Source organism: Williamsia sp. z71 (genome assembly GCF_059553375.1).
Genome location: NZ_JCANWX010000013.1, coordinates 87,394 through 110,546, shown reverse-complemented (window position 1 = coordinate 110,546; position 23,153 = coordinate 87,394). Strand labels below are relative to the sequence as shown.

Here is a 23,153-nt window from a genome sequence, read left to right as displayed (position 1 = left end):
CCCTCCGTGTCAGCCTCAAGGTGAGTCACCGCACCGAGAGGAAGCCCGATGCTCGCCTTCACCACCGATGAGAAACGAGAGTTCGTCCTCGATTACCTGCAACAGCGCCACGGCAGCAAGACCGCCTGGCTGCAGGACAAACCGTTCAGCCTCCGACAGTTAGCACGCTGGCGCAGCGCCTATCTCCACGGCGACCTTGACCGCGACCTCGTACCTCGCAAGACTCGAGGAATGACCAGCCACCCTGCTCGACTTGAGGATCTGGAAAAACTCCTGACCCAACAACAACGCGAACACGACGCGCAACTGGCCGAACTCCACGAGGAAAACTCCTCCTTACGAGCGGCCAACGACGCGTTGGGAAAAGCTATCGGGCTCATGCACAAGTGGAGCGAGCACACGCCCGACGACACCCCCACTCCACCCGAGCCACCCAGTTCCTGACCTCCGAAAACATGCTGGTCACCCTACTTGCACAGTTACCCGGGATGAGCCAACGCAAAGCCCTTGCCGTACTGAATATTTCACGGTCAACCTGGCAATACCGCCAACGCCCCCGAAACCGGGTGAGCAACCCGATCTCACACCCCCAACGCCACCAACCACACGCACTGAATCTGACCGAGATCACCACGATCGAGGAGCACGTACTACGGGCCTGGACGCGCGGCGACTCCGTCGACCAGGCCTACGCCACCGCCTGGGACCAGGGCATAACAGTCGGCTCACGCCGCACCTGGTGGCGCTACGCCGCAGCCTTGGAACAATCACAGCGACCAGTCAAAACCCACCGCACCAAAACCGGGCCCCGCGAAAAACCTGTACTGCTGGCCACCGGACCGAACCAAATCTGGTCCTGGGATATCACCGACTTCAAAGCCCCTTACCGCGGACAAGCATTCAAGGTGTACTCAATCATCGACATCTTCTCCCGCAAGATCATCGCCAACCGCGTCGAAAACCGTGAACTCGACTACATGGCAGTGGAAATGTTCGAAACCGCATTCACCACAGAAGGAACCAAACCCCAATGGGTACACGCAGATTCAGGATCAGCGATGCGCTCCGATGCCATGAAAACCATGCTCGGCAACAACAAGATCAACGAATCGCACTCACGTCCCAGCGTCTCTAACGACAACCCGTACTCCGAGTCAGAGTTCCGAACCCTCAAACACCGCAAACATTTCCCCGGCATCTTCGAAACCCTCAACGACGCCCGCGACTACGTCACCACCTACACCGACTGGTACAACAACCACCACCGCCACAGCGGCATCAGCCTCTACACACCCAACGACGTCCACGACGGATCCTGGCGAGAAACCCACCGCCGCCGGCAACAAGCACTCGACGCCTACTACACCGAACACCCAGACCGATTCCGCCAACCACCAACCGCCCCACCCGCCCCGAACTGGTCAGGAATCAACTCCACCGGACCCCAACCCGCCACAAAATGACTCCACACAGGTTGACATCTACCGCAGCTCTGCAACTTTGGCACGCTCGGCGGTGATTTCGGCACGGTCGACGGCTGGTTCGGGCACGCCGAAGGCTTCGCGGCGGGTGCGTCCGACACCGAGAGCCGGACCAGTTCTTTGCAGGCGGCCACGTCCAGGGGTGTGTTGGCCGCGACACGTTCGGCGTAGCCGATGGCGGTCTCGAGCACATCGGCCGGTGCCGCAACGGCATTGACCAGGCCGATCTGGTGTGCCCGGTCGGCGGTGAAATAGTCGCCGGTCATCGTCATCTCCAAGGCGATGCCGAGCGGGATGCGGGTTCCGAGGGAGGTCCCGCCGCCGGCGGGGAAGAGGCCGCGTTTGATCTCGGGTAGCCCGAACTTGGCTGCGGTCGACGCGACGATGATGTCGCAGCCGAGGAGCAGTTCGAGTCCGCCGCCGATGGCGGTGCCGTTGGCGGCGCCGATCACCGGCAAGGAAAGGTCGCCGGCGGCGAGCCGGGTGAAGCCTTCGGAGGTGAAGTTGCCACCGTCGGCGAAGTCGCGTAGGTCCATGCCCGCGCAGAACGCGCGGTCGCCGGTCCCGGTCAGGACGATGGCGCGGATCTCCGGGTCGGCCTCGGCTTCGAGTGCGGCGGTGCCGATGCCGCGAAGCAGGCTGCCGGTGAGCGCATTTCGGGCCTCGGGACGGTTCAGATGCAGGACCAGGACAGCCCCGCGCCGCTCTGTGATGAGTTCGTCGGGGGTTGTCCCGGTCCTGGTATTCATGACTTGTAGTCGCTCGATGCTGCGAACTCGGCCGCCGAACGCATCAGCTTCTCGATGACCGGACCGTAGGCCTGCAGCTTGATGTCATCACCGGCGCGCTGGAAGCCCTGCTCGAGGATGATGGCGAGTTTCCATTTGGCGAGCACGAGGTAGTAGTCCAGATCGTCGACCTGACGGCCCGAGACCTTGGAGTAATGGTTGATGATCTCATCGCGCGAGGGCATCCCGGACAGGTCGACGTAGCTGGCGGTGGCGGCGTCGGGTCCGTTGGTGTCCTCGGGCCAACCCTGGACCATCCAGGCCAGATCCAATTTCGGATCACCGACGGTACCCATTTCCCAGTCCACGATCGCCGCGAGCTGCGCCGGGGCGCCCTCTTTGAACATCACATTGGCGAACTGGTAGTCCCCGTGCATGATTCCCGGGATGAAGTCGAGTGGTTTGTGGGCATTGAGCCAGGCGGTGGCCTCGGTCATGCCTTCGAGTTCGCGGGTTTTGATCCGGTCGAAGAAGCGGGTCCACCGGCTCACCTGGCGCTCGTGGAAGCCGTCGGGGCGGCCGAGGTCGCCCAGGCCCTGCGCTTTCCAGTCGACCTTGGACAGCAATGCGATGCCCTCGGCGAGCTGATAGGCCAACCCTTTTCGCAATTCGGGGTCGGAGGTGAAGGGTTCTTTCCACTGCTTGTTGTCCATCGGCGACCAGCCGTCGACATAACCCATCAGATAGAACGAGCGGCCCAGGACCGAGGTGTCGGCGCAGGCGGCGATCGCCTTGGTGTGCGGCACGTCAGTGCCCTCGAGGGCTTCGATGATGCGCCATTCACGCATGATGCCTTCGTCGCGGTTGGCCGGTGCGGCCGGCGGCGGCATCCGGATGACCGAAACATGTTCTCCGCGAGTGAGTTTGTAGATTTCGTTCTGGGTGCCGCCGGAGAGGAACTTGGCCTCGAGCGGTTCGCCCTTGCCGAGCCCGGCCTGGTCCATCCAGTCGGCGAGTTTGATCAGATCCATCAGAGATTCCCCACTTCCAGTTCGAGGTATTCGGCGTACTTGGCTTTGGCGGCAGCTTGTTTGCGCGGGATCCACTCGGTCGGCCACAGGTCTTCGGTGCCCTTGTAGTCGCGCAACACCTGCTTGGCAACAGTCATCTTGTGGACCTCGGTGGGTCCGTCTGCCAGACCCATCACCGCGGCGCCGTGAATCATGGTCATGAACGGCATCTCGTTGGTGACACCGAGGGCGCCGTGTACTTGCATTGCGCGCCAAGCGATATCGTGCAGGACCGTCGGCATCACAACCTTTGCGGTGGCGATGTCCTTGCGGACCTTTTTGTAATCGTTGTACTTGTCGATCTTCCACGCGGTGTTCAACACGAACAGCCGGAACTGGGCAAGCTGCGCATACGAGTCGGCGATATATCCCTGGATGATCTGCTTGTCGGCCAGTAGGCTGCCCGCGGTCTCACGGCTCAGCACCCGCTCGCACATCATGTCGATCGCCTTCTGGGCCAACCCGATCGTGCGCATCGCGTGGTGGATTCGACCACCACCGAGTCGGGTCTGCGCGACCGCGAAGGCCTGGCCTTCGCCGCCGAGCAGGGCGCTGTCGGGAACCCGGACGTCCTTGTAATGGATCAGGGCATGGGTGCCCTCGTTGATCCCTTCGCCGAAAAGGCCGACGTTGCGTTCGATGATCACACCGGGTGTGTCGGTGGGGACCAGGAACATCGACATGCCCTTGTAGGCGCTGACGTCGGGGTTGGTGACAACCATGACGATCAGGAAGGACGCAGTCTTGGCGTTGGACGAGAAGAACTTGTAGCCGTTGATGATCCAGTGATCGCCGTCTCTGACCGCGCTGGTCTTGAACTGTGTCGGATCGGCACCGGCCTGCGGCTCGGTCATCGAGTAACTCGAGAAGCATTCGCCGTCGAGCAATGGCTGCAGGTACTGCTTTTTCTGTTCCGGCGTGCCGTAGTGGGCGATGATCTCGGCGTTGCCCGTGTCGGGAGCCTGGCAGCCGAAGACGATCGGAGCCCACGACGAACGGCCGAGGATCTCGTTGAGCAGGGCCAACTGGAGCTGGCCGTAACCCTGGCCGCCGAGGTCGGGGCCGAGGTGGGTGGCCCACAGGCCCTGGTCGCGAACCCGCTGCTTGAGTGGGTCGATCGCCTTGCGGCGACCCCCGTCCAGCGGGACGAACTGCATATGCGGCCACGCGTGATCGAGTGGTTCGACTTCTTCGCGGACAAATTCATCGGCCCAATCCAGTTTTTCCTGGTACTGCGGGTCGGTCTCAAAATCCCAAGCCATTGGGCCTTCCTTCCTAACTTCCGGAACGCATTTCTATTATTCAGAATGTCATTCTTGCCATATTCGATGGTTGTCTTCGGTTATGAGATCTGGACGTCGGGAAGCGATAGCTCTAGTCCGACAAGGCGAGCGGTGGTGCCACGTCTGTAGTTCGGGCTTCGGCATGCAGGCGGGACCAGCACTGTCTCGTGTCAGGCTTCGTCCCGATCCCGGTCCGGCGTCGAAGCGGTCACCGGCACCTGTGTGACCGCAGGCCATCAAACCGCTCAGAGAGAGAACAACGCCCGGGGTAGTGAACCCCGCGACCAACCGAACGACATCGGCTACCTCGCCGCGCCCAGCAGCAGAAACAGGTTTCGAAATCACAATCTCGAACCGTCGCCGGGCGCGAGTGCGGCTAGCCGCACCGGGTTGAAGTACTCCTTGTGGAGGATGATCGTGTCGCGCGCGAAGCGGAATACCCCGACGTAGGAGTTTCGATACTCTCCGCTGCGTCCCTTCAGCGGACAAACGCTGTGATACTCGGCAATGACCACATCCGAATCGGCGACGTCGTACCACTGGTCAACGGTGAAGGTCATGCTCTCAAACGCCGATGCCACGGTGCCGCGCAACTGATCGAGAATGGCCTGCCCGCCCATCAAGGGTGGTATCTCCTGGCTTGATGGCGAAAACGGCACGACCATGACCGCGTTCTCGGCCAAATACCGACCCGCACCTTCGAAATCCAGCGCGCCGATCCGGTCGAGGTACGCGGTCACGATATCTACCTTTTGTTGAAACGACAGCGACATTCCTACCTCTCTGGTGATCCGGCCTGCGTTCAGCGCACATTCGGCCGTGGGTACAAATATAGCTGACTAGGTAATAGTATATCGGTTAACTCGACGATGAGGCGCTCGTCAGCAAAAAAGGGGGCCTCGTGACACGGATGGAAGCAAGCGCACCCGGCGACACCCGTCCGGTCCCGGCGCCTGACGAAGTCACCCGGTTTTACTGGGACGCCGCTGCCGAGCGCCGACTGGTCCTGCCGCGCGGCCTACACTGCCAAAAGTTGCACTATCCACCCGAAATCTGCTGTGTGCAACGCCCATTCGAGCAGTTCGAAGCCGTCGAGGTCACCGGCAAGGGCTTCATCTACTCCTATGCCGTGGTGGATCGCGCGCTGCACGCGGGATTTCTCGAATCCCTGCCATACGTGGTCGTAGTGGTCGAACTCGATGACCAACCGGAGCTTCGAATCCTGGCAAACCTCGTCGACGTACCGGCTGGATCGAGGCGCTTGGAGGGTGCGGGCGTGGCGAATTCGGAGACTGGGTCGGCGATGGCAGCCGCATCGGGCCCGGTGGTGATTTCCCGCTCAACACCGCCGGCGGGCAGCTCGCCGAGGGCCGGCTGCACGGAATCGGTTTCCTCAATGAGGCGGTTCTTCAGCTGCGTGGCGAATGCGCGGACAGGCAGGTTCCGGACGCGCGGGTCGCGGTTGTGACCAGTGGTTCTGTACCCACAGTGCGGCGCGATAGTATTGACTGCGGTATGACAGATAAATCCGAGACGGCCGACCAACGCCCCACCGCCCCTGGCCTGGTCGGTGGAGACGACGCCGTCTGGCGTGACATGCCACGACGGAACAAGCAGAAGTTGTCTCACCTGTTGGTGTCGGATCTGCGTCGACAGATTCTCAACGGCCAGCTCGCCGCCGATCAGCAACTGCCGCCGGAGGCTGAACTCGCCACGCGACTGCAGGTGTCCCGGGAGACGCTGCGCGAGGCGCTTCGGATCCTGCAGTCCCAACAACTCATCGAGATCAGACGCGGTCGCGGCGGCGGCGCCGTGGTACGTCGGCCCGGGCTCGAGGCCGTCGGACGCTACGTGGCGCTGTTGCTGCAGCTCCGCGACACCACGCTGGCGAACGTTGAGGAGGCGCGTTCGGTCATCGAACCCCCTGCGGCCGAACAGGTTGCGATCCGGGCCGGATACGACGACCTCGACTATCTCGTCTCGTTGCACGATGCCGAACGTGCCGCCGAAGGCGACCCGCTCGCATTCGTCACGGCGATGTCGGCGTTCGACCAGGCCGTGACCGAACTCTCCGGCAACAAGACCATCGCCATCATCGCCGGTGTATTCCGCGACATCTACGCCGGCCAGGTATATTCCTCCATCGGCAGCAACGATCCGGCATCCGCGGAGCGCATTGCCCGGCGCGTGGTCGTCAGCCACAGCGCATTTCTGGATGCCGCACGCCGCAGGGATTCCTCCCTGGCCCAAAAGACTTGGAATGACTACCTTTTCACTACCAATCGATTGATGGTCACTCGAAACGTCAGCCGTCAGCGCATCGATGTCGCGCCGCTGTGGCGTGCGCAGGCCGGCCTGGCCGGATCGGACTCCAAAGTGCGCCGGGGCCTCGACGTCGCCACCGAGATCCGGGCCCGCATCGCCGAGCGCCGGCTCGCCGAGGGTGACCGGTTACCGTCACTGGCCGATCTCGCAGACGAGTTCGCGATCTCCCGACCGACGTTGCGCGAAGCGCTGCGAATCCTGGAGATGGAGTTCTTGCTCGATCTGCGCACCGGCGACCGTGGCGGCGCCACCATCCACACCCCGTCCACCCGGGTCGCCGCGCAGTTGGCGGGCGTGGTGATGGAGGCCCGCGGGACGGCGTTCGCGGATTTCTACCGGGCGCTGCAGATGATCGATCCCACCATCATGGGGCTGGTCGCCTCGCGCATCGGCACCCGGCAACTCGCCGTATTGCACAGCGCCGAGGCCGATTTGGCCGCTTCCATCGAAGACACCGCACAGTTCGTCAAGACGTGGTGGCGTGCAGAGAAGACCGCCTATTCCGCAGTCAAGAACCCCGCGCTCACCGTGATCGCCGAGATCCTGCAATGGGTGCGGGTCGGCGTCGAGCCGGCCGTGATCGCAGACGCTAAAGGGCTTCCATGGGTGCACAAGACGAATGCCCAGGCGCAAACCGTCTTTTCGAAGTTCGTCGCGGCCGCCTCCGCGCACGATTCGGCTCGTGCCGCGGCGGCCTGGGACGAGTCGTTGACCGCCACAGCGGCGTGGGTCGACGAGAAGTCGGAGTTTGGTGAGCGGTTGATGCTCGACCTGATGGGTTGACGTCAGCAGTCTCAAGAATCTTGACAACGCCCGCAGACTGCGGCAGTTGGGAGGAAGCAATGAATATCGACGACCTGATCCTGGTGAGCATGGAGTCCGCTCAGCGATACACGCTGCGCGATACCGAGATCTACCGGGCCCCAGGCGGTTCCGTACCGGACCAACGGTACGCCATCATCTACGAGATGGAAGAAGGCGAAGTCGAGGTCATGACGAAGATCCGGGAAGCTGTCGCCAGCGGTCAGATCCATATGCACGAGAGCCTTGATATGAACAGCTGGAAGTTGGCGTTCTGGACTCCGCGCGGAGCAGAAGGCTAAAGTGAACTGAGTTCGATTGCCATTCAAACCCTTTGTGAGACAAGGCGTTGCGCACTAGATGCGCAACGCCTTGTCTCGATTCCTGCTACTGTCCCGGCCCTGCGGGCCACTTGACCATGCAGCCGAGGTCGATCGGAGTGCTGGTTCCAGTCATGTGCTTTGAGGCGTCCGAGGCAAGGAAGAGCACCAGCTCGGCTACATCCTCGGGTTCCAGCCAGGGCGCCGGCAGCGCGTGATACGCCTCCGACGCGGGTCGGAAGTCTTCCTTGGTGACCGCGCCTTCGAGGTCGGGCCGGAAGACCTGATAGATCCCTTGCGCGTTCATGAGGTGGGTGTTGCAGTTCGTCGGATGGACGATGTTGACGCGAATGCCGCTGGGCGCCAGATGCAAGGCCATTTCATGGGTGTAGCCGACCAACGTCTTCTTCGACCAGCCATAGCCCGCGCCGCCGGGCCCCATGATCATCCGGGGTTCCGCCGACGAGGTGGTATTGGGGATGAGCGCTGCCGTGGACCCGGTGATGATGATCGACGCACGCGGTCCAACCTGCAGGAGATGCGGGACGGCAACCGCCACGGTGTTCATGACACCGATCAGGTCGATATCGACGGCGTCATGGAAATCCATCGGTTGCGGGTCGCCCATTGCCAGCGGGAGAATCCCGGCGTTGGCCACAACGGTGGTCAGCTGACCCAGTTCAGCCACACCCTCGTCCAATGCCGACACGAGTTCGTCGCGGCGGCGCACATCGGCCTTGACTGCCACGCAGCGCCGGCCTTCCTTCTCGACGAGATTCTTGGTTTCGTTGAGATCGTCCCAGTTGGACATCGGGTACGGCGTGGAGTCGATGTTCTCGCAGATATCGACGGCGATGATATCTGCGCCCTCACGAGCCTGCAGTACCGCATGCGCTCGTCCCTGTCCCCGTCCGGCTCCGGTGATGAATGAGACTTTGCCCGCCATCCGTCCTGACATGATTCCTCCTTGTTGGTTGTGTACCTTGGTGGTCTTTACAGCTTCAGAGCGTGCGGAAGAGTCCGCCGTCGGCGAGGATCTGGGCGCCGTTGATGTAGCTGGCCGCATCACTGGCCAGGAATACACAAAGAGCCCGAAGATCCTCGGGTTGCCCAATGCGCTTCATCGGATTCATGGATGCGGCCTGGGCTGGGCTTCTGAGCCCCACGCCTGGGACATGCCGGTGTCGAAAGCGCCCGGCATCACCAGATTGGCCCGCACCTTGGGCACCCAGGTTCCGGCGAGAGCCAGAGTGAGCGCGTTGAGTGCGGCCTTCGCCATCGCATATGGCAGATCGGTGTGACTGGGGCGCAGTGAACCGGCGCTCGTGACATTGATGATCGATCCGCCGTCGCCCTCGGCCATCCTCGTCCCGAACAACGCGGACAACCGAAACGGACCTCGGGCGTTAACGGCGTGAACCTTGTCATAAAGCTCCGCAGTCACGGATTTCATACCGTCGTCCACTGGCGATGTCCCGGCGTTGTTCACCAGGACGTCGCAGCGCCCGAAGTTTTCGTACACGGTGTCCAGAAGCAGTTCTGCGTCGTCCCAGCGGCCGACGTGGCACGCAACCGGCAACGCGCGTCGACCGGTGGCGGCCTCGATTTCGGAGGCCGCAGTCTGGCAGGCGTCCAGCTTTCTGCTGACGATGACGACATCGGCCCCTGCCAAGGCGAAGCTCGCCACCGCACGTCCGATGCCGCGGCTGGCGCCGGTTACGACCGCGACCTTGCCGGTCAGGTCCATCAACTCCGCCAGCGCCTTCACTGAGGACCTCGGGACGAATCGATCGAGTTGATGCCGTCGATTGCCATCACAGTTTCTCCACTTCATGCCGGGCGTCTGGCCTGGGAGTCAGCCCCCGGACCATCGGCCGCTAATCGACGTCGCGATCAGACTATCAGCATACTGAGTCAACTATTTAAATACTGGTGTGGCAGCTGCAGCCTTGACTCGGGTTCGGGACCGGCACTGACGACCGGCTCAGCAACCCAGCAGTTCCCTCAGCCAACGCGCTCGTCGGTGGCGTGCTGATGGTCGATCCAAAATCGACGCGTCGACCAGGATCATGCGTCGGATGACCTCCGGCGAGGTGCGGATGGTGCAGCTCGATCCGTCCCACCCCGAGCTGCGAGCTGGCCGGGGGGATCCGAACCAGGCAACGAGATCAATCCCGCCGCGATCGACGCCATGAACGAGCGCGGCATCGACATCGCGGGGAATTCCCGAAACCGTGGACCGACGAGATCATCCGGGCCGCTGACGTGGTCATCACCATGGGCTGCGGCGACGCGTGCCCGGTGTTTCCGGCGTCAGTTACCGCGACTGGGCACTGGCCGACCCGGCCGGTAAAGGTGTTGATGCGGTCAGCCTCGGCCGTGCTCGGTGCGGCGCCTGCCTGCGTGGAACGGACACCCGCAGCACCGCGGACTGCTCGTCATCTTGAGCATCATTGTCCGACAGCAGCTTCGGGCTCGTCCCGAACGCGTCTGAGTCGGAAAGCGCGGTGTACACCTCCCGCTTTTCGTTGCCATGGGCAGTCACCCACACCTTGTCCTGGGGCCACAATTCCATAAAGGATCACACCGGTCGCCGCGAGCGGCGCTCTGACTGTCTCCCGGAGCGCGGCGAGCTCGCAGCTCGGGCACCCCATGAAGTGTGTGTTGGCACGTTTGCTGTCTCGTATGACGGACCGGTGAAGTTCTCCGCGGCGAATCAGGTGCCGCCTGGCTTTGTCCGCTGGAGCGCGCTGATGGTCGAACTCGTGTGACTCGCCGCACTGTGATGATCCCGGCTGCATTTGTCGCTGCGACGAAATATCTAGCAGCTCAACGTATCCCGCCGAAATGAGAGATTACCTCGCCTTGGAATTAGAGAACTCGCATCCCGTCAGCGCTGCCTTGAATCCGTTCGCCTCCAGTTTCGGATGTGCTTGTTGCCTCAGTCGCATTCTGTGGCGGTTCGCCGAATGGTGATCGTTGCTCCGCTTACGCGAGGGGATCGGGCGGCTGGTGTCGGCTGTGCGTGGTTGCTTTCTCCGTCTCACGGACCTGTCGAGGGTTGATTTGGAGGCGGGTCGGGTGACCAGTGTTCGTCATGTGACGGACCTCGGCTTTTCGGCACACGGTAACTTTGCCCGTGAGAAATCCGTTCAGTGGCGGAGCGGGGCTCGATTCGTGCTGAGTGGCGTCAGCAGTCGGGTCACGGCGCTCAAGGTTTGTCGCTCACGAGATCGCTTACGGCGGAGGTAATTTCCGGCCATATCCGGTCCCGGAGGTGTATTCGCCCCGAGGTATGGCCGCTCGCTGAATCGCAAATCTGGCCGCGGCGGACGGCCCGTCTGCTGAATCTCCTGCGTACCCACTGCGTACCGGCTGTGTAGCTTTTATCTTAGCCATCCTAAGCACTGCTGTGACCTGCGGTTTTGTGCCCGTGGTTAAGGCTCGCTCAGAACTGACGTTCGCCAGATCTCCTGCATACCCACTGCATACCGAGTCTGTTAGCAGTCCTATGCACCGCTTGTGACCTGCGGTTTTGTGCCCCCGGTCAGACTCGAACTGACACTGGACGGGTTTTGAACCTGCGGTCGTGGATGTTTGCAGATCGTTGGCGTTATTGACGGTTTATGAATGGCGCAGTGGGGGAGCGGCATTCGCGTTTGGTCCGTTGAATGAGTGTGGGCGGTTCCGGTGCTGCTGCGTACCCTCTGCGTACCCGGGTGGCGTTTCTAGCAAGGTGCTGTCAGCTGTGAGGGCGGTTCACGCGGGGTGGTGAGTTCTCACGCGCAGTCGATTTGGCAAAGAGTTTCGTGCATGGCGGCCAAGCCCGGTTGCGAACTCGATCAGTGCCGTTGCCGGCGTACCTCTTGTCTGTCGCTGACGGCTGGGTTGACCGTCGGGAACCGGCGTCGCTTTGGGTGGGTGTTCCCGTAGCGACGCCGGTTCGGTGATCGAATTGCTTCGAAGGTTAGAGGAACCTCGGAAGGTCCAACGGACTCAGTCCTCGCAGTTGTACACGGTTACGGACTGCTGACCAGGTCGGGGCTGTCATTGAGGAACCTGATCGGATCGCCTAGTTCCCAGTAACCAAGTAGTGGCTCGCTCAATGAATAGCCAATGAGTTTTTGGACCTCAGGAGAGAACTTGCGTGCTGTCTCGAGAGGGATTGCGAGATACTGATTCTCGACCTGCCGAAGAAAGGAGTGGGTGTAGACATAGGTGATACCAGTCCGAGGGGCGTCGCTCCGGTTTTCGCCGGCCCCATGGTAGGTGGAACCAAGCCATGCTATGACGGATCCGCGGGTCACGCACGCGGGGATCGCATCCTTGACCAATGGAATCTGCTCGTCATCCCACTGATTGCTACCAGGTATGATTCTCGTCGCGCCATTCTCCTCGGTAAAGTCGGTCAACGCGACCATGAAGAGGATTTGGGTCTCTGGTCCAGGATGGGTGACGTGATAGGTGATGTCGTCTCGATGCAGGTCCTGGGCTTTTTGACCCGGACGCGGACTAACCAGAAGTGAATCCGAGAGCTGCACGGTGGAACGTGTGATCATGGGTTGCTCTCCGAGCCACGATCTTGTTTCTCGCGAGAGAACCGCTTCGCTCAAGCCGACGAACAATGGCAACGGAATCAGCTCGGCATAGGTCGGGGACTTCGCTGCAAGGCCATGGGCCCTATAGGTCAAGTCGCCTCCGGAAAGTGCATGCTCACCCCCTTCTGACGACCGGAGATGCTCGATCTCCTGGCGCAGCCTATCGATCTGTTCGTCTGATATGACATCTTTGATGATCACGGCACCATCGGTCAGAATTGCCGCTTTGAGGTCGTCCACCGAAGTGTTTGAAATAAAAGACTTGATCATTTTACTCCCTTGAATGTCGTTGAAAACTATTTACAGTCTGGATCTTGCATTTCTTTTTGGAATTTCGGACAGTTTGTTCCGCGTGAAATAGTTCTAACGTTGGACCCAGTACCTGAAAGAACTGTAGGAGCGCCTTTTTGGCAGGTGTTACCCGTAACTCGAGATGCCCGACCGTCGAATCTCGTCCGAGCGGATTGACCGAATCAGCCATTGCGCCTATGCAGTTTAGTCACCGGTTAAGAACATAGGTGCATCGACCGTTTCCTTGTCAAGCAGTTCCCCGGATTCAGCGCGCGAGCGGCGGAGGAATGGTGCCATTACTGCACCAATGATGCACAGGACCGCAGCGATCGAGAATAGTTGGGTGAATACACTGGAATCAATGCTGCCGTCGGCGGCGGTATTGCTCTCGATGAATGAGCCGATGAAGGCGATGCTGACTGAGTTGCCCATGGTTGTCAGGAGCGCGCCCACGGACACGAGCGTGGCGACCAGCAGGGGTGCTGCCAGCATTGATGCTTCGACAAGGGCAACCATGACGCTGGCGACGGAAATACCCGCACCCAATCCGTCGACGATCTGTGCGGCGTAGACCCCAGCGAGGGGCATGTCGCCGAAGGCGAGAAGCAGTTGGGCTAGTGCCAACATTGCAAGACCGATCGACACTGACTTGCCGGAACCAAATCGTCGACCGAGGATTCCACCGATGGGGGCTCCGATCACACTGAAGGTCGCCGTTACTGCTGTGACATATCCAATCGCATCCGAGTCAAGTGCGTGTTCGTAGGCCAGGAAATACGGGATCACGTAGTAGTCGAAGACTATTGCACCACTCCATACCAGGATTACCAAGAGTGACAGCACCACTGACCGTGATCTCATGGCCGTCAGGGGTATGAGCGGTTCATCGGCGCGTGAATTCGAGAGGTAGAAGAGAGCGAGGAGGACTACACCGACCGCGATGGATACCCACAGTGCAGCGGAGTCATATCCCCAGACGCTCCCTTGACTCAGCGCCAAGATGATCAGGAAGAACGCCGAAGTCAGCAACGTACTGGATCGCCAGTCGATTCGAGCGTGTGCATGCCCGTCGGGTTCCCTCACCAAGAGTGCGATGAGAACAAGGCCGATGACTGACAGCACCGCCGGGATCCCCAAGATCAGCTGAAACGGGACGTGGCTGAGCAGCTTCGGCCCGATCAGTGCGCCGGCGACCGTTCCGATGGACTGGCTCCCGTACTGCCAGCCGATGGCAACGGGCACATGTTTGGGTGCGACCAAGCGTTCGATCAACGCAGATGCGGGCGCTGTTGATGCGAGTGCCGCGCCCTGCAGGGTGATCGCCACCACGATGAGCCACTTGTTTGTCGAAATGGCACTCAGCGCGCCACCGACCGCGCAAAGCGCAATGAGGACAATGAGGACCTTCTTCAGGCCGTACGAGTCACCCAGCCGTCCTGCAACCAAGCTGATCAGGACACTGAACAGTTGCCCTCCGAGGAACAGCCAACTGGTGAACGAAGCACTTGCGCCGATCTCGCCTTGAATCTCGACGATGCCGGCGTTGAGGAAGGCGGCCATGAATGCGTATTGCACCATCGCCATGGAGACCGCGGCCACGACGGCGAAAGGGTTGAAATACCTTGGTGGAGGTCCGCTCTTGAACCCTTGAGGAGCTAAGTTCGTTGAAATTGGTGCTGGCATCTACGTCAACTTTCGTCCAACTGCCACCCGACGGTGTCGGCTCGCATCTACTGAAAAGTTTTGTCGACGGCGTAGCGCCGGGAGAACATCCATGGTTTCGGAATGGTTAACAGGGTAGCGGGGTATGTGAATGGTTTGTTTCCGGCCCATCTACTCGCTGCGGGCGAATCCTGCTGTACGACACACTATCTGGCTTGTGCTGACTGCGTGGACAGGCTGGTGCTCGTCCCAGGGATTCTGATGCGCGCTTCATGCCTTGTGGTTCCAGCGTCTTTTGCGCGGTGTTGTAGCAGTGGGAGCGGTCGGGTGGGACACGGCGTGGCGGGTGCCCAGGCCGTCTGCGACGGGCAGCCTGGTAGTTGTCCGATCAGTACGACTGGCGATCGGCCCGGACGACGCCGGTCCGCCTCTACGTCATCGTCCCGACGACATGTCACTGAGTGCGACACGTGCTTCGGTGCCGATTCTCGACTGCCACGGCTCCGCGATGGTTTGTGTAGATGTGTTTGACCGCTCCGGCGGTGTTTTGCTCGCGACGCGTAGGCCGCAAGTTCGGGGAGCCTGCACACGCTCCTGCTTTCACGGAGCGGTCCTGTCGCCTGGTCATCTCGCCGCCGCTGCGGATAGTGGGTCACGGCACCAAGAGATTCCATTCTCCAGCACTGGCCGGCGACCGGAGGCATAAGGCCCAGACGGGTTCACCCGACATTTTAACCCTTTGACGTGCTAGGCCTCCATTTCGATCACAAGTTTGCAGTAAAGAAACTCCCAAGGTGATCGGCCGCTTGGTCTACGTAACAGTCGATGTCGTAGAGGTCTATGTGGCTCGCTCCGTCGATGAGGACCAGGTTCTTTGGTTGCAACGCTGCTCTGTATGCATCTTCATTCTGCCCGCGACTGGCGGACTCGGATCCGACGATCAGCAACAGTGGGCGAGGGGAGATTAAGTCTATTACCTCCACCGCGTTGAATGTGAGCTGCTTCTCAACAGACCACGGCAGAACTTTGTTCTCCCAGCGCGGATGAGCGCCGCGCTCTGCATTGAAGTAGTAGTCCGGAGCCTCTCGCAGAGGGCCGATTACATTATCAGTTTGGCTGTCCGGTATAACTTGCGCATACGATGGATACTCGCCACGGGAGAAAGCTTGGCGGGCGAGGGAAGTTCCATCGAGCATCGCTTGGACTATGTGTCGATCTCCACCCGCCATTTCCTCGAATGACGCCTTGTTGTTGGTCATACCGCTCACCGTGGCCACAGCTTTGATACGATGGTCCGTTGCGGCAGCGTACGGGGCATAACCACCGCCACCGCATATTCCCATCGCTCCGATTTTTTCCGGGTTAATCTCAGGGCGATTCCCAAGGAAGCTGACTGCGTTTTTAATATCCTCTGCTTTGCTGTAGGGATCTTCGTCATAACGGGGAAAACCCTGGCTCTCACCATAGCTACGGTGGTCGAAAGCGAGGGATACAATGCCTCTGTCGCACAACTCCTGCGCATACCGCCCTGCAGTTTGTTCCTTGATTCCACTTCCAGGTGCGGCCACCACGACCGCAGCAGCGGCTTTGTCTGTTTTGCCTTCGTTCTTATTTGGAATGTATAGGTGTCCTGCCAGTGCATTGCCGGCGCTGGAAAACCATATGGTGTGGCGCATAGTTCCTCTACTCAATCCTTGTCAACACGAAGGGTGCTTGGTAATTGACGTTCGGTGTGCGTGCTGCGTGTGTGACTTTGTGATTCTGCGCCGAGTTACTAGCCCCGGCGGGTCGCCGAACCGTCACCAGTGCCAAACCATCCGCACTTTTACATTCTGTCCAAACCGCTTCTTGATTGTTCGTCCAAAGATTTCTGCGGAGTAACGAAAACGCGCCGTAAGATGAATGGCCCGGTTAACTCGACCACTTGTGTGCACTGAACCTTGGGATCGTTTCGGGGCACATGACAAGTGAGTCATTGGCACGCAAGTTGATCTCAGCGACAACGATGTGGGAACCACGTTGGACCCCCGAACTGCCGCGGAGGACCGAGTTGGCTGTCACGCACAGCGGATCGCGTTGTTCGTGATGTCCGCTACTTCACAGCACGAAGACCAGGCGGCCCCGCACTCCACCCGCCGCTAGCCGCCGGTGCGCCTCCGCAGCCTGTTCCGGCAGATATGTATCGGCAACCCGCAAAGTGAGTTCTCCCGCTTCGACTTGATCGCAAGGCCGTTCCATGCCGGCCGTGTCGACTACAAAGCCGTATGCGACTTCGCATTTCCACTGCACACCGCGGCCGGTGCTACCCACGTGGGCCCTGACGTTGAAGATGACCCCGTTGTCGGCGACTGCGGGCGCAATCGGATCGCCGATGGGCGCTGCGTCGACAATCCCGGCAACGCGTCCGAAGGCGTTCACGATCGCATCGGCAAAGCCGTCACCGCGTGGAAGTACTGTGTCGGCCCCGAGCGCGGCGACAAGGGCCTTATCTTGTGGGGCTGCATCGGCGATCACCCGCAGCCCATCGGCTTTGGCGAGTTGGACTGCGTATCCGCCAACGGCGCCTGCTGCACCCGCGACCGCGATGGTGTCTCCAGCGACAACGCCAAGCGCGTTGATCGCTGCCCGTGCGGTCAGTGCATTCATCAGTAGAGTCGACGCCTTGACGAAGGTCGCGTTTCTGGGCGCCGCTACCACGGAAGCTGCTGCGGCGACTACGTACTGCGCCTGGGCGCCGCAGGTGAGTTTTGGGTGGAGGAGAGCAATCACGGAGTCTCCTCGAGAAAGACGTTCCTCGACGCCGTCGCCGATCTCATCGATCACCCCCGCCGCGTCCCAGCCGACGACATAGCCACTCGAGTTGATGGGGAACCAATCGGTGTCACTGTTCGCAGAAGCGTCGGTGCTGTCGGCAGTAAGATTGCCGGCTCGGCTTCTACATCGGAGAGGTTGATATCGGCCGCTGCGACTCGGATCCGCACCTGGCCGGGACCGGGGTGTGGATCGGGCAACTCGAGAACTTCCATAACCTCGGGACCACCGAATTGTGTGAAACCCACTGGTTTCATTTCGTATTTATATTCCTGCCCCGTGGACCCAGTCAAACGGTCATGGGCGCAGAGCTTGCCGTGCGGGTATTGGCACGTGCAGCATTCGACCGCTGGCTGCGCACGGCAGATAGCGCGTCGGCGGTCACTGAACTTGTGCTCCCGTTCGAAGTGGCCCTGGGAACGCCGTAGTGGAAGTAACCCGCCATTCACGTTGCCGCGGGGTTTGGTTACGTCGTGGAAATGGTTGCGCGCGTTGTGAAGAGTCCCTTCGGGCAGGATGTGTAGTGCGGATCGATCCCGCGAAGTGAGTGGCAGGCAGATCGGCGATTTTGCTTGCATCGACAAGATTGGACGAGTCTAGTGACATCAGTTGTGGATCCCTTTGAAACGGCGACCGTTCGAAGGGCTTTCGGACAGTTTCCCACGGGCGTGGTCGCAGTCTGTGCCGATATTGATGGTTCTCGGATTGGCATGGCGGCCAGTAGCTTCGTAGGGGTATCACTATCTCCTCCAATGGTCGCGTTCTGTGTTCAGAACACCTCCGCGACGTGGCCCAAACTGGCTGTTTGCAGCAATATTGGGATAAGTGTGCTCGGCGAAAGCCATGATGTCGCAGCGCGCACTCTTGCGGGAAAGGCGGGGTCACGATTCGAAGGCGTGGAAGCTGTGGCTACCGAGAACGGAGCGGTGTTCATCGAAGGTGCGAGCATGTGGCTCGATGTCACGGTCAATCAGCAAGTGCCCGCCGGGGACCACGCCATAGTCCTGCTTGGCATCAACGCCTTGGAGCTGAGTGAGAACGTGGCGCCGATCGTATTTCATGCGAGCAGGTTTCGGACTCTGGCGGTAGATGGACTAGCGGATGTTTCCTAGCGACAGGCCCGAGCTACTTGTACATGTCGATCGTGGCCAAGGGCGTCTGGTCCCTGTTGTCTGTGGCTCCGTTCTAGAGCTGTATCGGATCAGACAATCATTGTTACGCAATGCCATTCGCGAACGAAGGCGATTGCGGTCCGAGTGGGTTGCCGCGGGTCAAAGGTCAGGCGATCTGATTGTGGCGCTGGAGATCGATGTGCTGATCGCGCGGGACTCCAGCACCGCTCGGTGGTCGCTTCGCCGCCTGAACGAAGCTCCTACCGGTGACACCTTTCGCTATGTAGGCACTCCGCGCGGTCTGATATCGCTCATACGCGATGTGTACACCAGGAGCCGCCGACGGAGTGATCCTGCGGTCGATTGATGGTGCGGAGAGTGGAGATAGTTCAGCGGACCTGATACACCGCGAGGTCATCCCGGCGTTGGGACCTCTGGTCAAGATGACGGGCTGATATCGCCTCACCCTGGGCGCGGGGGAGATCGCCGTTCACGTTGATCGGGAGGCGTCGAGCTCAGGCAACGTATCGGGGTCAGGCGCAGTACGACCGCGGATCACGCTTCGTTGCTGTCGTCGGATGTTTGCGCAGCCTTCAACGATTTCCAACGACTCCCGTACTTTTGCGTATAGATTCTGGTCCGGTCCGCTCGAAACAGACTGTGCACCATCTCCATGGGTGCGCCTGATTGGTTGTATGTGACGCGCCCGATGTCGAAGAGCGGGTCTCCCTTATTGATGCCCAGCAATGCCGCCTGGTCGGTGGTTGCCGTAGCCACATCGATTACCTCCTCGACAGTCGTCGGATGTTGGTCGTAGCGGCTGGACAGGACGTCATAGAGCGAACCGGTGAGGTCGCATTCGGCGAGGCGGGGCGCGATTGCAGGCGATATTGCGGCGCTGTCCAACGACCATGGCCGGTGATCAGCTTCGCGCAGTCGCACGAGGCGATACACGTTCGACTGGGGTGGGAGATGCAGGATTCTTGCTTCGGACGGGGACGCTACACCGATCTTGAAATCGATCACTTTGGTTGACGCGACGATGCCTTGTTGTCGGAGTAGCTCATGAACACTTTCGACCGTGTCTAAACTGCGCGCGATCCGCGAAGACGAAAGGAACACCCCGCCCGTCCGGCCCATCGTCCGCATAACCTCGTTCGACTCCTCCATGATGTCCAGGGCTTGACGAATTGCTGACCGTGGAACAGCGAAGATCTCCGCCAGGCCGCGCTCCGAGGCGATTCGCTCATCGGGAAGAAATTCGCCGGCAGCAAGCCAGGCTCGGATCCTGTCGACCAGGGCTTGATGACGCTCAGTATTGGTGGTGTTCATCTACTAACTCCCTGCATCGACCGGCGATCGGTGGAGCCCGTCTCGTGAATGTGGCGACCGGACCACACGGTCGACTTCCGGGCGCCACTGACGACGCGGACAATGGTACTCGCGGGGCAAGATGAGTTGGACCGGCCTGGGGTGCGGAACAAACTCTGCCTAGACTGCGCAGCATTTCGCCTGCCGATGTCGAACGAGCAGATCAGCATGCTGAGAAGCCGGTCATCGCGAAACAACCGAAGGTCCCCTGTGCACGGACCCTGTCGGCGACGGTGCAGGTGTGTGTTGGCATGAACATCGACTTTCGCTCCGGCTGACACCGGGCGGTGTCAAATCTTAACTTTCAAAGTTTCATCGACGCGGCCTCGATGGACGGCTCCGCGAGGTTTCAGTTACGTAAACACAATTGCCCATCAAGTGAATGGCTTATTTCATCCCGAACTTCCGCTCGACGGTGGTCCGGCAGAGCCGATAGCTGAGTAGATCGGCTACCGCTGTGACTGGCCAAGAGGATGTGCGGGCGCCAGCTTCGAGGGCGCATCGTGCCAACGCGGACCCAGCCCGACATACGCCATTAACACTGAGTGGCCGGTCCGTAACGTCGTTGTCACGTAGTGATCCGGTTTGCCAGACGCGGTGACAGAAGATTGATACACAACGCCGAAGCAGCTACCGCCAGTGGCGGCACATTGAGATTCAAAGGATGGAAAATGTCCCAAACCTCCTCGTCCCAACCGATATTCGGATACTTTCTTGGTTTCGATCGCCCGGGATGGCACTCGTCTACAACCGAAGACGATCTCGAGAACTGGGCTAACGGCGATTACTACATCGAGCTCGCCCAAAAGCTGGAAGGCTCCTTCTTCGACTTCCTCATGTTCGAGGACCTCTCGGTGATCCACGACGACTTCGGCGGATCGATGCAAGCGAACCTCGAGGTCTCTATTACCGCACCAAAGCACGATCCCGTGGCACTGATCGCTGCACTTGCGAAACAAACATCGCGGCTGGGGCTCGTAGCAACGCTTTCGACGACTTACTATCCGCCGTTCCTCCTTGCACGGACGCTTGCAACCATCGACCACCTCTCAGCGGGCAGGGTGGGGTGGAACATCGTCACCTCCACCGAGGACCGCGCGGCGCAAAACTACGGACTAGCCAAGATGCCCGAACATGACGAGCGGTATGAAATGGCAGATGAGTACGTCACGTTGGCCAAAGACCTGTGGGCCAGTTGGGATTCAGATGCTGTCGTGAACGACCGGACGGCGCAGGTCTACGTCGATCATCGCAAGGTCAGAGAGATCGATCACGTGGGCAAATACTTCCGCTCGCGTGGTCCGCTGAATACGATGCCACCGCCACAGGGGCATCCCGTTTTGGTCCAAGCCGGCGGTTCTCCGCGCGGGATCGCATTCGCCGCAAAACACGGTGAAGTGATTCTCTGTCCGGCAGCAGGAATCGAGCGGATGAAGGCCTTCCGCGATCGCGTCCGCGCAACGGCTGTCGAGGAAGGCCGCGATCCAGACGAGATAAAGGTTCTGTACCTCGTCACGCCGACGGTCAGCGCTACTGCCGAGGAGGCACGTGCGAAACAGGAGGAACGACTTGCTCCGACGAAGGCCAACGTGATTTACAACCTGGCTGGACTATCGACCGCCACCGGTATCGACTTTTCGAAGTTCGATCCAAATGGTCCTGTACCAACTGATCTGACGACCAACGGACATCGTGCCACCCTCGACGACTTCATGAAGCAAGGCGCGGAAGGGGGAAAGACATTGGCGCAAGCAGCGGCGGAGTGGAACGGTGCGGCCGAGAGCGTGCCGTTGGCGGGCACACCCGACGAGGTCGCTGATCGTATGGGCGAAGTCTTGGAGGAGGTAGGTGGGGATGGATTTCTCATCGCAGGTGCAGCACGGCAGAACCATCGAGCCTTCATCTCTGACATGACAGAGCTTCTAGCACCCGCGCTGCAGCGAAAAGGGTTGATGCAAAGCAGCTATCAGGCAAAGCAGTTGCGCGAGAATCTTCGCCATCGGTCCTAGCTGCACCACCGAGAACGCCCGCAACAGTGTTTCACTGTTGCGGGCGTTCGGTTCTGGGTTAGATTGATTCGCGGGGTAACGATTGTTGCGTTGATCGCACTGCGCCGCGGCGATGTGGTCGGTAGACGGTCATACCAGCCCCATCTGTTCCATGAATGCGGTTGCGTTCTCGTTGTCCTCGAGCACAATTGGCTGAGATCCGTGTCCGGTATCGAAGAAGACGATCTCAACGGTTCCTTCGGGTCCAGGACGTTGACTACCGGAGACGACGTTGATCGGCAGAGTGATCTCGAGTTCACCTGCGGCGAAGACCTCGTCCCCATCATGGTAGCTACCACTCAGCAGGTACAGGGCGGAATAGCCCCCGTGTACGTGGTCTGGCCAGGGAGTGGACTCCGCGGGTACGTCGGCGCGCCCGATGATTGGGCGACTCCTCGCGGCAAAGATTGCAGGGCGTCCGTCGATTCTGCTTGTGCCGGCGTTGTCGGCAACTCCTTCGGGGCCAACAACCCACGTACCGGATTGACCGAAGCTGAAATCGCCTTTCGCGGCGTTGCTCAGTTTGGTCCAACCAGGTGTCACGGTGTCAGCCTCGCCGGACGATGCCATGGCGGACGCCCCCAGCGCGCGCTGATGCTCGATCACCGCCGGGTCGGTCGAGTCTGCGAAGATTTGAGTGGAAGCGGCGCCGCTTTCGACAATGAACAGGAGGGCGCCGCCATCTGGCCCGCTGACGATGTCACCGGACTGCGCAAAGGGCGCAGCAAGTGCCAACTCCCCACTCTCGTATTTCACTCCATCGACCGAGATCGAGCCGGCGATCACTGCAATGCCTGACCAACCGTTGCGGGCGAACGAGGGAAGTGTTGCGCCGGGTTCAGTTATTGCGTGAATCATGTAGGGGCGCGGTGAGGTCAGGTCGACAACCTCGCTCTCGCCCTTCGGACCTAGTTGCCAGGTCTTCCAGTCCCCGAGCGGCGTCTTGACTCGATCTGCAGTCAGGTCAACCAGATAACGACCTTGCGATGTCATGCGAGAACTCCTTTGAGACCAAATGCCCCGCCTTGCGCGAGGCACCCTTCTATTCTGATCAGTCGACAGCGGTTCAGTAGGGCCGCATATTTCGTCCGCGTTAACACGTTGCCCCTGAACATGAATGGCTCGTTTCGCCGTCGATTGCCCTGCGCCCGCTCCTTGCGTCGTCTGGCTCGGATTGCGCGGAGGCATCTGCTTGGGGCGCTGTCTCAACACCCCGTGACTGCTATTCTCGATCCGAGTCCGTCAATGGGTG

Annotated in this window: 19 protein-coding genes and 3 pseudogenes; 9 read left to right on the top strand and 13 right to left on the bottom strand. The window is 60.4% G+C overall.

Annotation, left to right across the window (positions count from 1 at the left end; all coding sequences use genetic code 11):
* Window positions 1-48: 48 nt before the first annotated feature.
* Both AC51GR_RS24620 and AC51GR_RS24615 read left to right on the top strand, forming a co-directional pair.
* Window positions 49-444: a hypothetical protein gene (locus AC51GR_RS24620; protein WP_496324071.1), complete on the top strand. Its 396-nt coding sequence runs from the start codon at window positions 49-51 to the stop codon at window positions 442-444.
* A gap of 44 nt (window positions 445-488) precedes the next feature.
* Entirely contained in the window at window positions 489-1,463 is a 975-nt protein-coding gene (locus tag AC51GR_RS24615) for a transposase (protein WP_496327278.1), read from the top strand.
* On the opposite strand, the gene AC51GR_RS24610 is transcribed toward AC51GR_RS24615, so the two are convergent.
* The 4 genes from AC51GR_RS24610 to AC51GR_RS24595 form a co-directional block, all read right to left on the bottom strand.
* A complete protein-coding gene (locus AC51GR_RS24610; RefSeq protein ID WP_496327277.1) occupies window positions 1,361-2,230 on the bottom strand; it encodes an enoyl-CoA hydratase/isomerase family protein in 870 nt (289 codons plus the stop codon). The two genes, AC51GR_RS24615 and AC51GR_RS24610, sit on opposite strands and share 103 nt — an antisense overlap.
* On the bottom strand, window positions 2,227-3,240 hold the full coding sequence (locus AC51GR_RS24605; protein WP_496327276.1) for a phosphotransferase family protein: 1,014 nt from the start codon (window positions 3,238-3,240) through the stop codon (window positions 2,227-2,229). Before AC51GR_RS24605 ends, AC51GR_RS24610 begins: the two co-directional genes overlap by 4 nt.
* Window positions 3,240-4,541 (bottom strand): acyl-CoA dehydrogenase family protein, encoded by a 1,302-nt coding sequence (locus tag AC51GR_RS24600; RefSeq protein WP_496327275.1) that lies wholly within the window; start codon window positions 4,539-4,541, stop codon window positions 3,240-3,242. The genes AC51GR_RS24605 and AC51GR_RS24600 overlap by 1 nt, the downstream gene beginning before the upstream one ends.
* 362 nt (window positions 4,542-4,903) lie before the next feature.
* Window positions 4,904-5,302 (bottom strand): nuclear transport factor 2 family protein, encoded by a 399-nt coding sequence (locus AC51GR_RS24595; protein WP_496327274.1) that lies wholly within the window; start codon window positions 5,300-5,302, stop codon window positions 4,904-4,906.
* A 170-nt stretch (window positions 5,303-5,472) separates the two neighbouring features.
* Here AC51GR_RS24595 and AC51GR_RS24590 point away from each other — a divergent pair.
* From AC51GR_RS24590 to AC51GR_RS24575, 4 genes and pseudogenes are all read left to right on the top strand, one after another.
* Window positions 5,473-5,760 (top strand): annotated as a pseudogene (locus AC51GR_RS24590) (Zn-ribbon domain-containing OB-fold protein); the annotation flags it as partial.
* Window positions 5,761-5,813: 53 nt separating this feature from the next.
* Window positions 5,814-5,975: pseudogene (locus tag AC51GR_RS24585) on the top strand (thiolase C-terminal domain-containing protein); the annotation flags it as partial.
* A gap of 102 nt (window positions 5,976-6,077) precedes the next feature.
* Window positions 6,078-7,670, top strand: a complete 1,593-nt coding sequence (locus AC51GR_RS24580; RefSeq protein WP_496327273.1) for a FadR/GntR family transcriptional regulator — start codon at window positions 6,078-6,080, stop codon at window positions 7,668-7,670.
* 59 nt (window positions 7,671-7,729) lie between these two features.
* Window positions 7,730-7,990 (top strand): hypothetical protein, encoded by a 261-nt coding sequence (locus AC51GR_RS24575; RefSeq protein ID WP_496327272.1) that lies wholly within the window; start codon window positions 7,730-7,732, stop codon window positions 7,988-7,990.
* A gap of 85 nt (window positions 7,991-8,075) precedes the next feature.
* Here AC51GR_RS24575 and AC51GR_RS24570 read toward each other — a convergent pair whose 3' ends face one another.
* From AC51GR_RS24570 to AC51GR_RS24560, 3 genes are read right to left on the bottom strand one after another with little or no spacing between them, the layout of a single operon-like run.
* On the bottom strand, window positions 8,076-8,966 hold the full coding sequence (locus tag AC51GR_RS24570; RefSeq protein ID WP_496327271.1) for a mycofactocin-coupled SDR family oxidoreductase: 891 nt from the start codon (window positions 8,964-8,966) through the stop codon (window positions 8,076-8,078).
* Window positions 8,967-9,009: 43 nt separating this feature from the next.
* Window positions 9,010-9,132 carry an SDR family oxidoreductase gene (locus tag AC51GR_RS24565; RefSeq protein ID WP_496327270.1) on the bottom strand — a complete coding sequence of 41 codons (123 nt, stop codon included), beginning with the start codon at window positions 9,130-9,132 and terminating at the stop codon, window positions 9,010-9,012.
* A 5-nt stretch (window positions 9,133-9,137) separates the two neighbouring features.
* Entirely contained in the window at window positions 9,138-9,776 is a 639-nt protein-coding gene (locus AC51GR_RS24560) for an SDR family NAD(P)-dependent oxidoreductase (protein ID WP_496327269.1), read from the bottom strand.
* 360 nt (window positions 9,777-10,136) lie between these two features.
* Between AC51GR_RS24560 and AC51GR_RS24555 the strand changes: the two are divergent.
* A pseudogene (locus tag AC51GR_RS24555) lies at window positions 10,137-10,455 on the top strand (arsenate reductase/protein-tyrosine-phosphatase family protein); the annotation flags it as partial.
* Between the two features lie 1,572 nt (window positions 10,456-12,027).
* Here AC51GR_RS24555 and AC51GR_RS24550 read toward each other — a convergent pair.
* The 4 genes from AC51GR_RS24550 to AC51GR_RS24535 all read right to left on the bottom strand — a co-directional run bounded on the left by AC51GR_RS24550 (window position 12,028) and on the right by AC51GR_RS24535 (window position 17,382).
* Complete coding sequence (locus AC51GR_RS24550) at window positions 12,028-12,876, bottom strand: phytanoyl-CoA dioxygenase family protein (RefSeq protein WP_496327268.1); 849 nt, start codon at window positions 12,874-12,876, stop codon at window positions 12,028-12,030.
* A 225-nt stretch (window positions 12,877-13,101) separates the two neighbouring features.
* Window positions 13,102-14,496: an MFS transporter gene (locus AC51GR_RS24545; RefSeq protein ID WP_496327267.1), complete on the bottom strand. Its 1,395-nt coding sequence runs from the start codon at window positions 14,494-14,496 to the stop codon at window positions 13,102-13,104.
* Window positions 14,497-15,323: 827 nt separating this feature from the next.
* Window positions 15,324-16,235 carry an alpha/beta hydrolase gene (locus AC51GR_RS24540; RefSeq protein WP_496327266.1) on the bottom strand — a complete coding sequence of 304 codons (912 nt, stop codon included), beginning with the start codon at window positions 16,233-16,235 and terminating at the stop codon, window positions 15,324-15,326.
* Window positions 16,236-16,656: 421 nt separating this feature from the next.
* Window positions 16,657-17,382, bottom strand: coding sequence for a zinc-binding dehydrogenase (locus AC51GR_RS24535; protein ID WP_496327265.1), 726 nt, complete (start codon window positions 17,380-17,382; stop codon window positions 16,657-16,659).
* A 587-nt stretch (window positions 17,383-17,969) separates the two neighbouring features.
* Here AC51GR_RS24535 and AC51GR_RS24530 point away from each other — a divergent pair.
* Complete coding sequence (locus AC51GR_RS24530) at window positions 17,970-18,482, top strand: flavin reductase family protein (protein ID WP_496327264.1); 513 nt, start codon at window positions 17,970-17,972, stop codon at window positions 18,480-18,482.
* A 555-nt stretch (window positions 18,483-19,037) separates the two neighbouring features.
* Here AC51GR_RS24530 and AC51GR_RS24525 read toward each other — a convergent pair.
* A complete protein-coding gene (locus AC51GR_RS24525; protein WP_496327263.1) occupies window positions 19,038-19,814 on the bottom strand; it encodes a GntR family transcriptional regulator in 777 nt (258 codons plus the stop codon).
* A 710-nt stretch (window positions 19,815-20,524) separates the two neighbouring features.
* Here AC51GR_RS24525 and AC51GR_RS24520 point away from each other — a divergent pair.
* A complete protein-coding gene (locus AC51GR_RS24520; RefSeq protein WP_496327262.1) occupies window positions 20,525-21,862 on the top strand; it encodes an NtaA/DmoA family FMN-dependent monooxygenase in 1,338 nt (445 codons plus the stop codon).
* Window positions 21,863-21,991: 129 nt separating this feature from the next.
* Here AC51GR_RS24520 and AC51GR_RS24515 read toward each other — a convergent pair whose 3' ends face one another.
* The gene (locus AC51GR_RS24515) at window positions 21,992-22,894 is read right to left on the bottom strand and encodes a hypothetical protein (protein ID WP_496327261.1); all 903 of its coding nucleotides are present in this window, start codon (window positions 22,892-22,894) and stop codon (window positions 21,992-21,994) included.
* Between the last annotated feature and the right edge of the window lie 259 nt (window positions 22,895-23,153).

Coding starts and splice junctions, on each gene's coding strand:
- AC51GR_RS24540 (WP_496327266.1), bottom strand. CDS start 16,235: ATGCGCCACACCATATGGTTTTCCAGCGCCGGCAATGCACTGGCAGGA.
- AC51GR_RS24520 (WP_496327262.1), top strand. CDS start 20,525: ATGTCCCAAACCTCCTCGTCCCAACCGATATTCGGATACTTTCTTGGT.
- AC51GR_RS24600 (WP_496327275.1), bottom strand. CDS start 4,541: ATGGCTTGGGATTTTGAGACCGACCCGCAGTACCAGGAAAAACTGGAT.
- AC51GR_RS24570 (WP_496327271.1), bottom strand. CDS start 8,966: ATGTCAGGACGGATGGCGGGCAAAGTCTCATTCATCACCGGAGCCGGA.
- AC51GR_RS24615 (WP_496327278.1), top strand. CDS start 489: ATGAGCCAACGCAAAGCCCTTGCCGTACTGAATATTTCACGGTCAACC.
- AC51GR_RS24580 (WP_496327273.1), top strand. CDS start 6,078: ATGACAGATAAATCCGAGACGGCCGACCAACGCCCCACCGCCCCTGGC.
- AC51GR_RS24565 (WP_496327270.1), bottom strand. CDS start 9,132: ATGAAGCGCATTGGGCAACCCGAGGATCTTCGGGCTCTTTGTGTATTC.
- AC51GR_RS24620 (WP_496324071.1), top strand. CDS start 49: ATGCTCGCCTTCACCACCGATGAGAAACGAGAGTTCGTCCTCGATTAC.
- AC51GR_RS24610 (WP_496327277.1), bottom strand. CDS start 2,230: ATGAATACCAGGACCGGGACAACCCCCGACGAACTCATCACAGAGCGG.
- AC51GR_RS24575 (WP_496327272.1), top strand. CDS start 7,730: ATGAATATCGACGACCTGATCCTGGTGAGCATGGAGTCCGCTCAGCGA.
- AC51GR_RS24605 (WP_496327276.1), bottom strand. CDS start 3,240: ATGGATCTGATCAAACTCGCCGACTGGATGGACCAGGCCGGGCTCGGC.
- AC51GR_RS24525 (WP_496327263.1), bottom strand. CDS start 19,814: ATGAACACCACCAATACTGAGCGTCATCAAGCCCTGGTCGACAGGATC.
- AC51GR_RS24515 (WP_496327261.1), bottom strand. CDS start 22,894: ATGACATCGCAAGGTCGTTATCTGGTTGACCTGACTGCAGATCGAGTC.
- AC51GR_RS24550 (WP_496327268.1), bottom strand. CDS start 12,876: ATGATCAAGTCTTTTATTTCAAACACTTCGGTGGACGACCTCAAAGCG.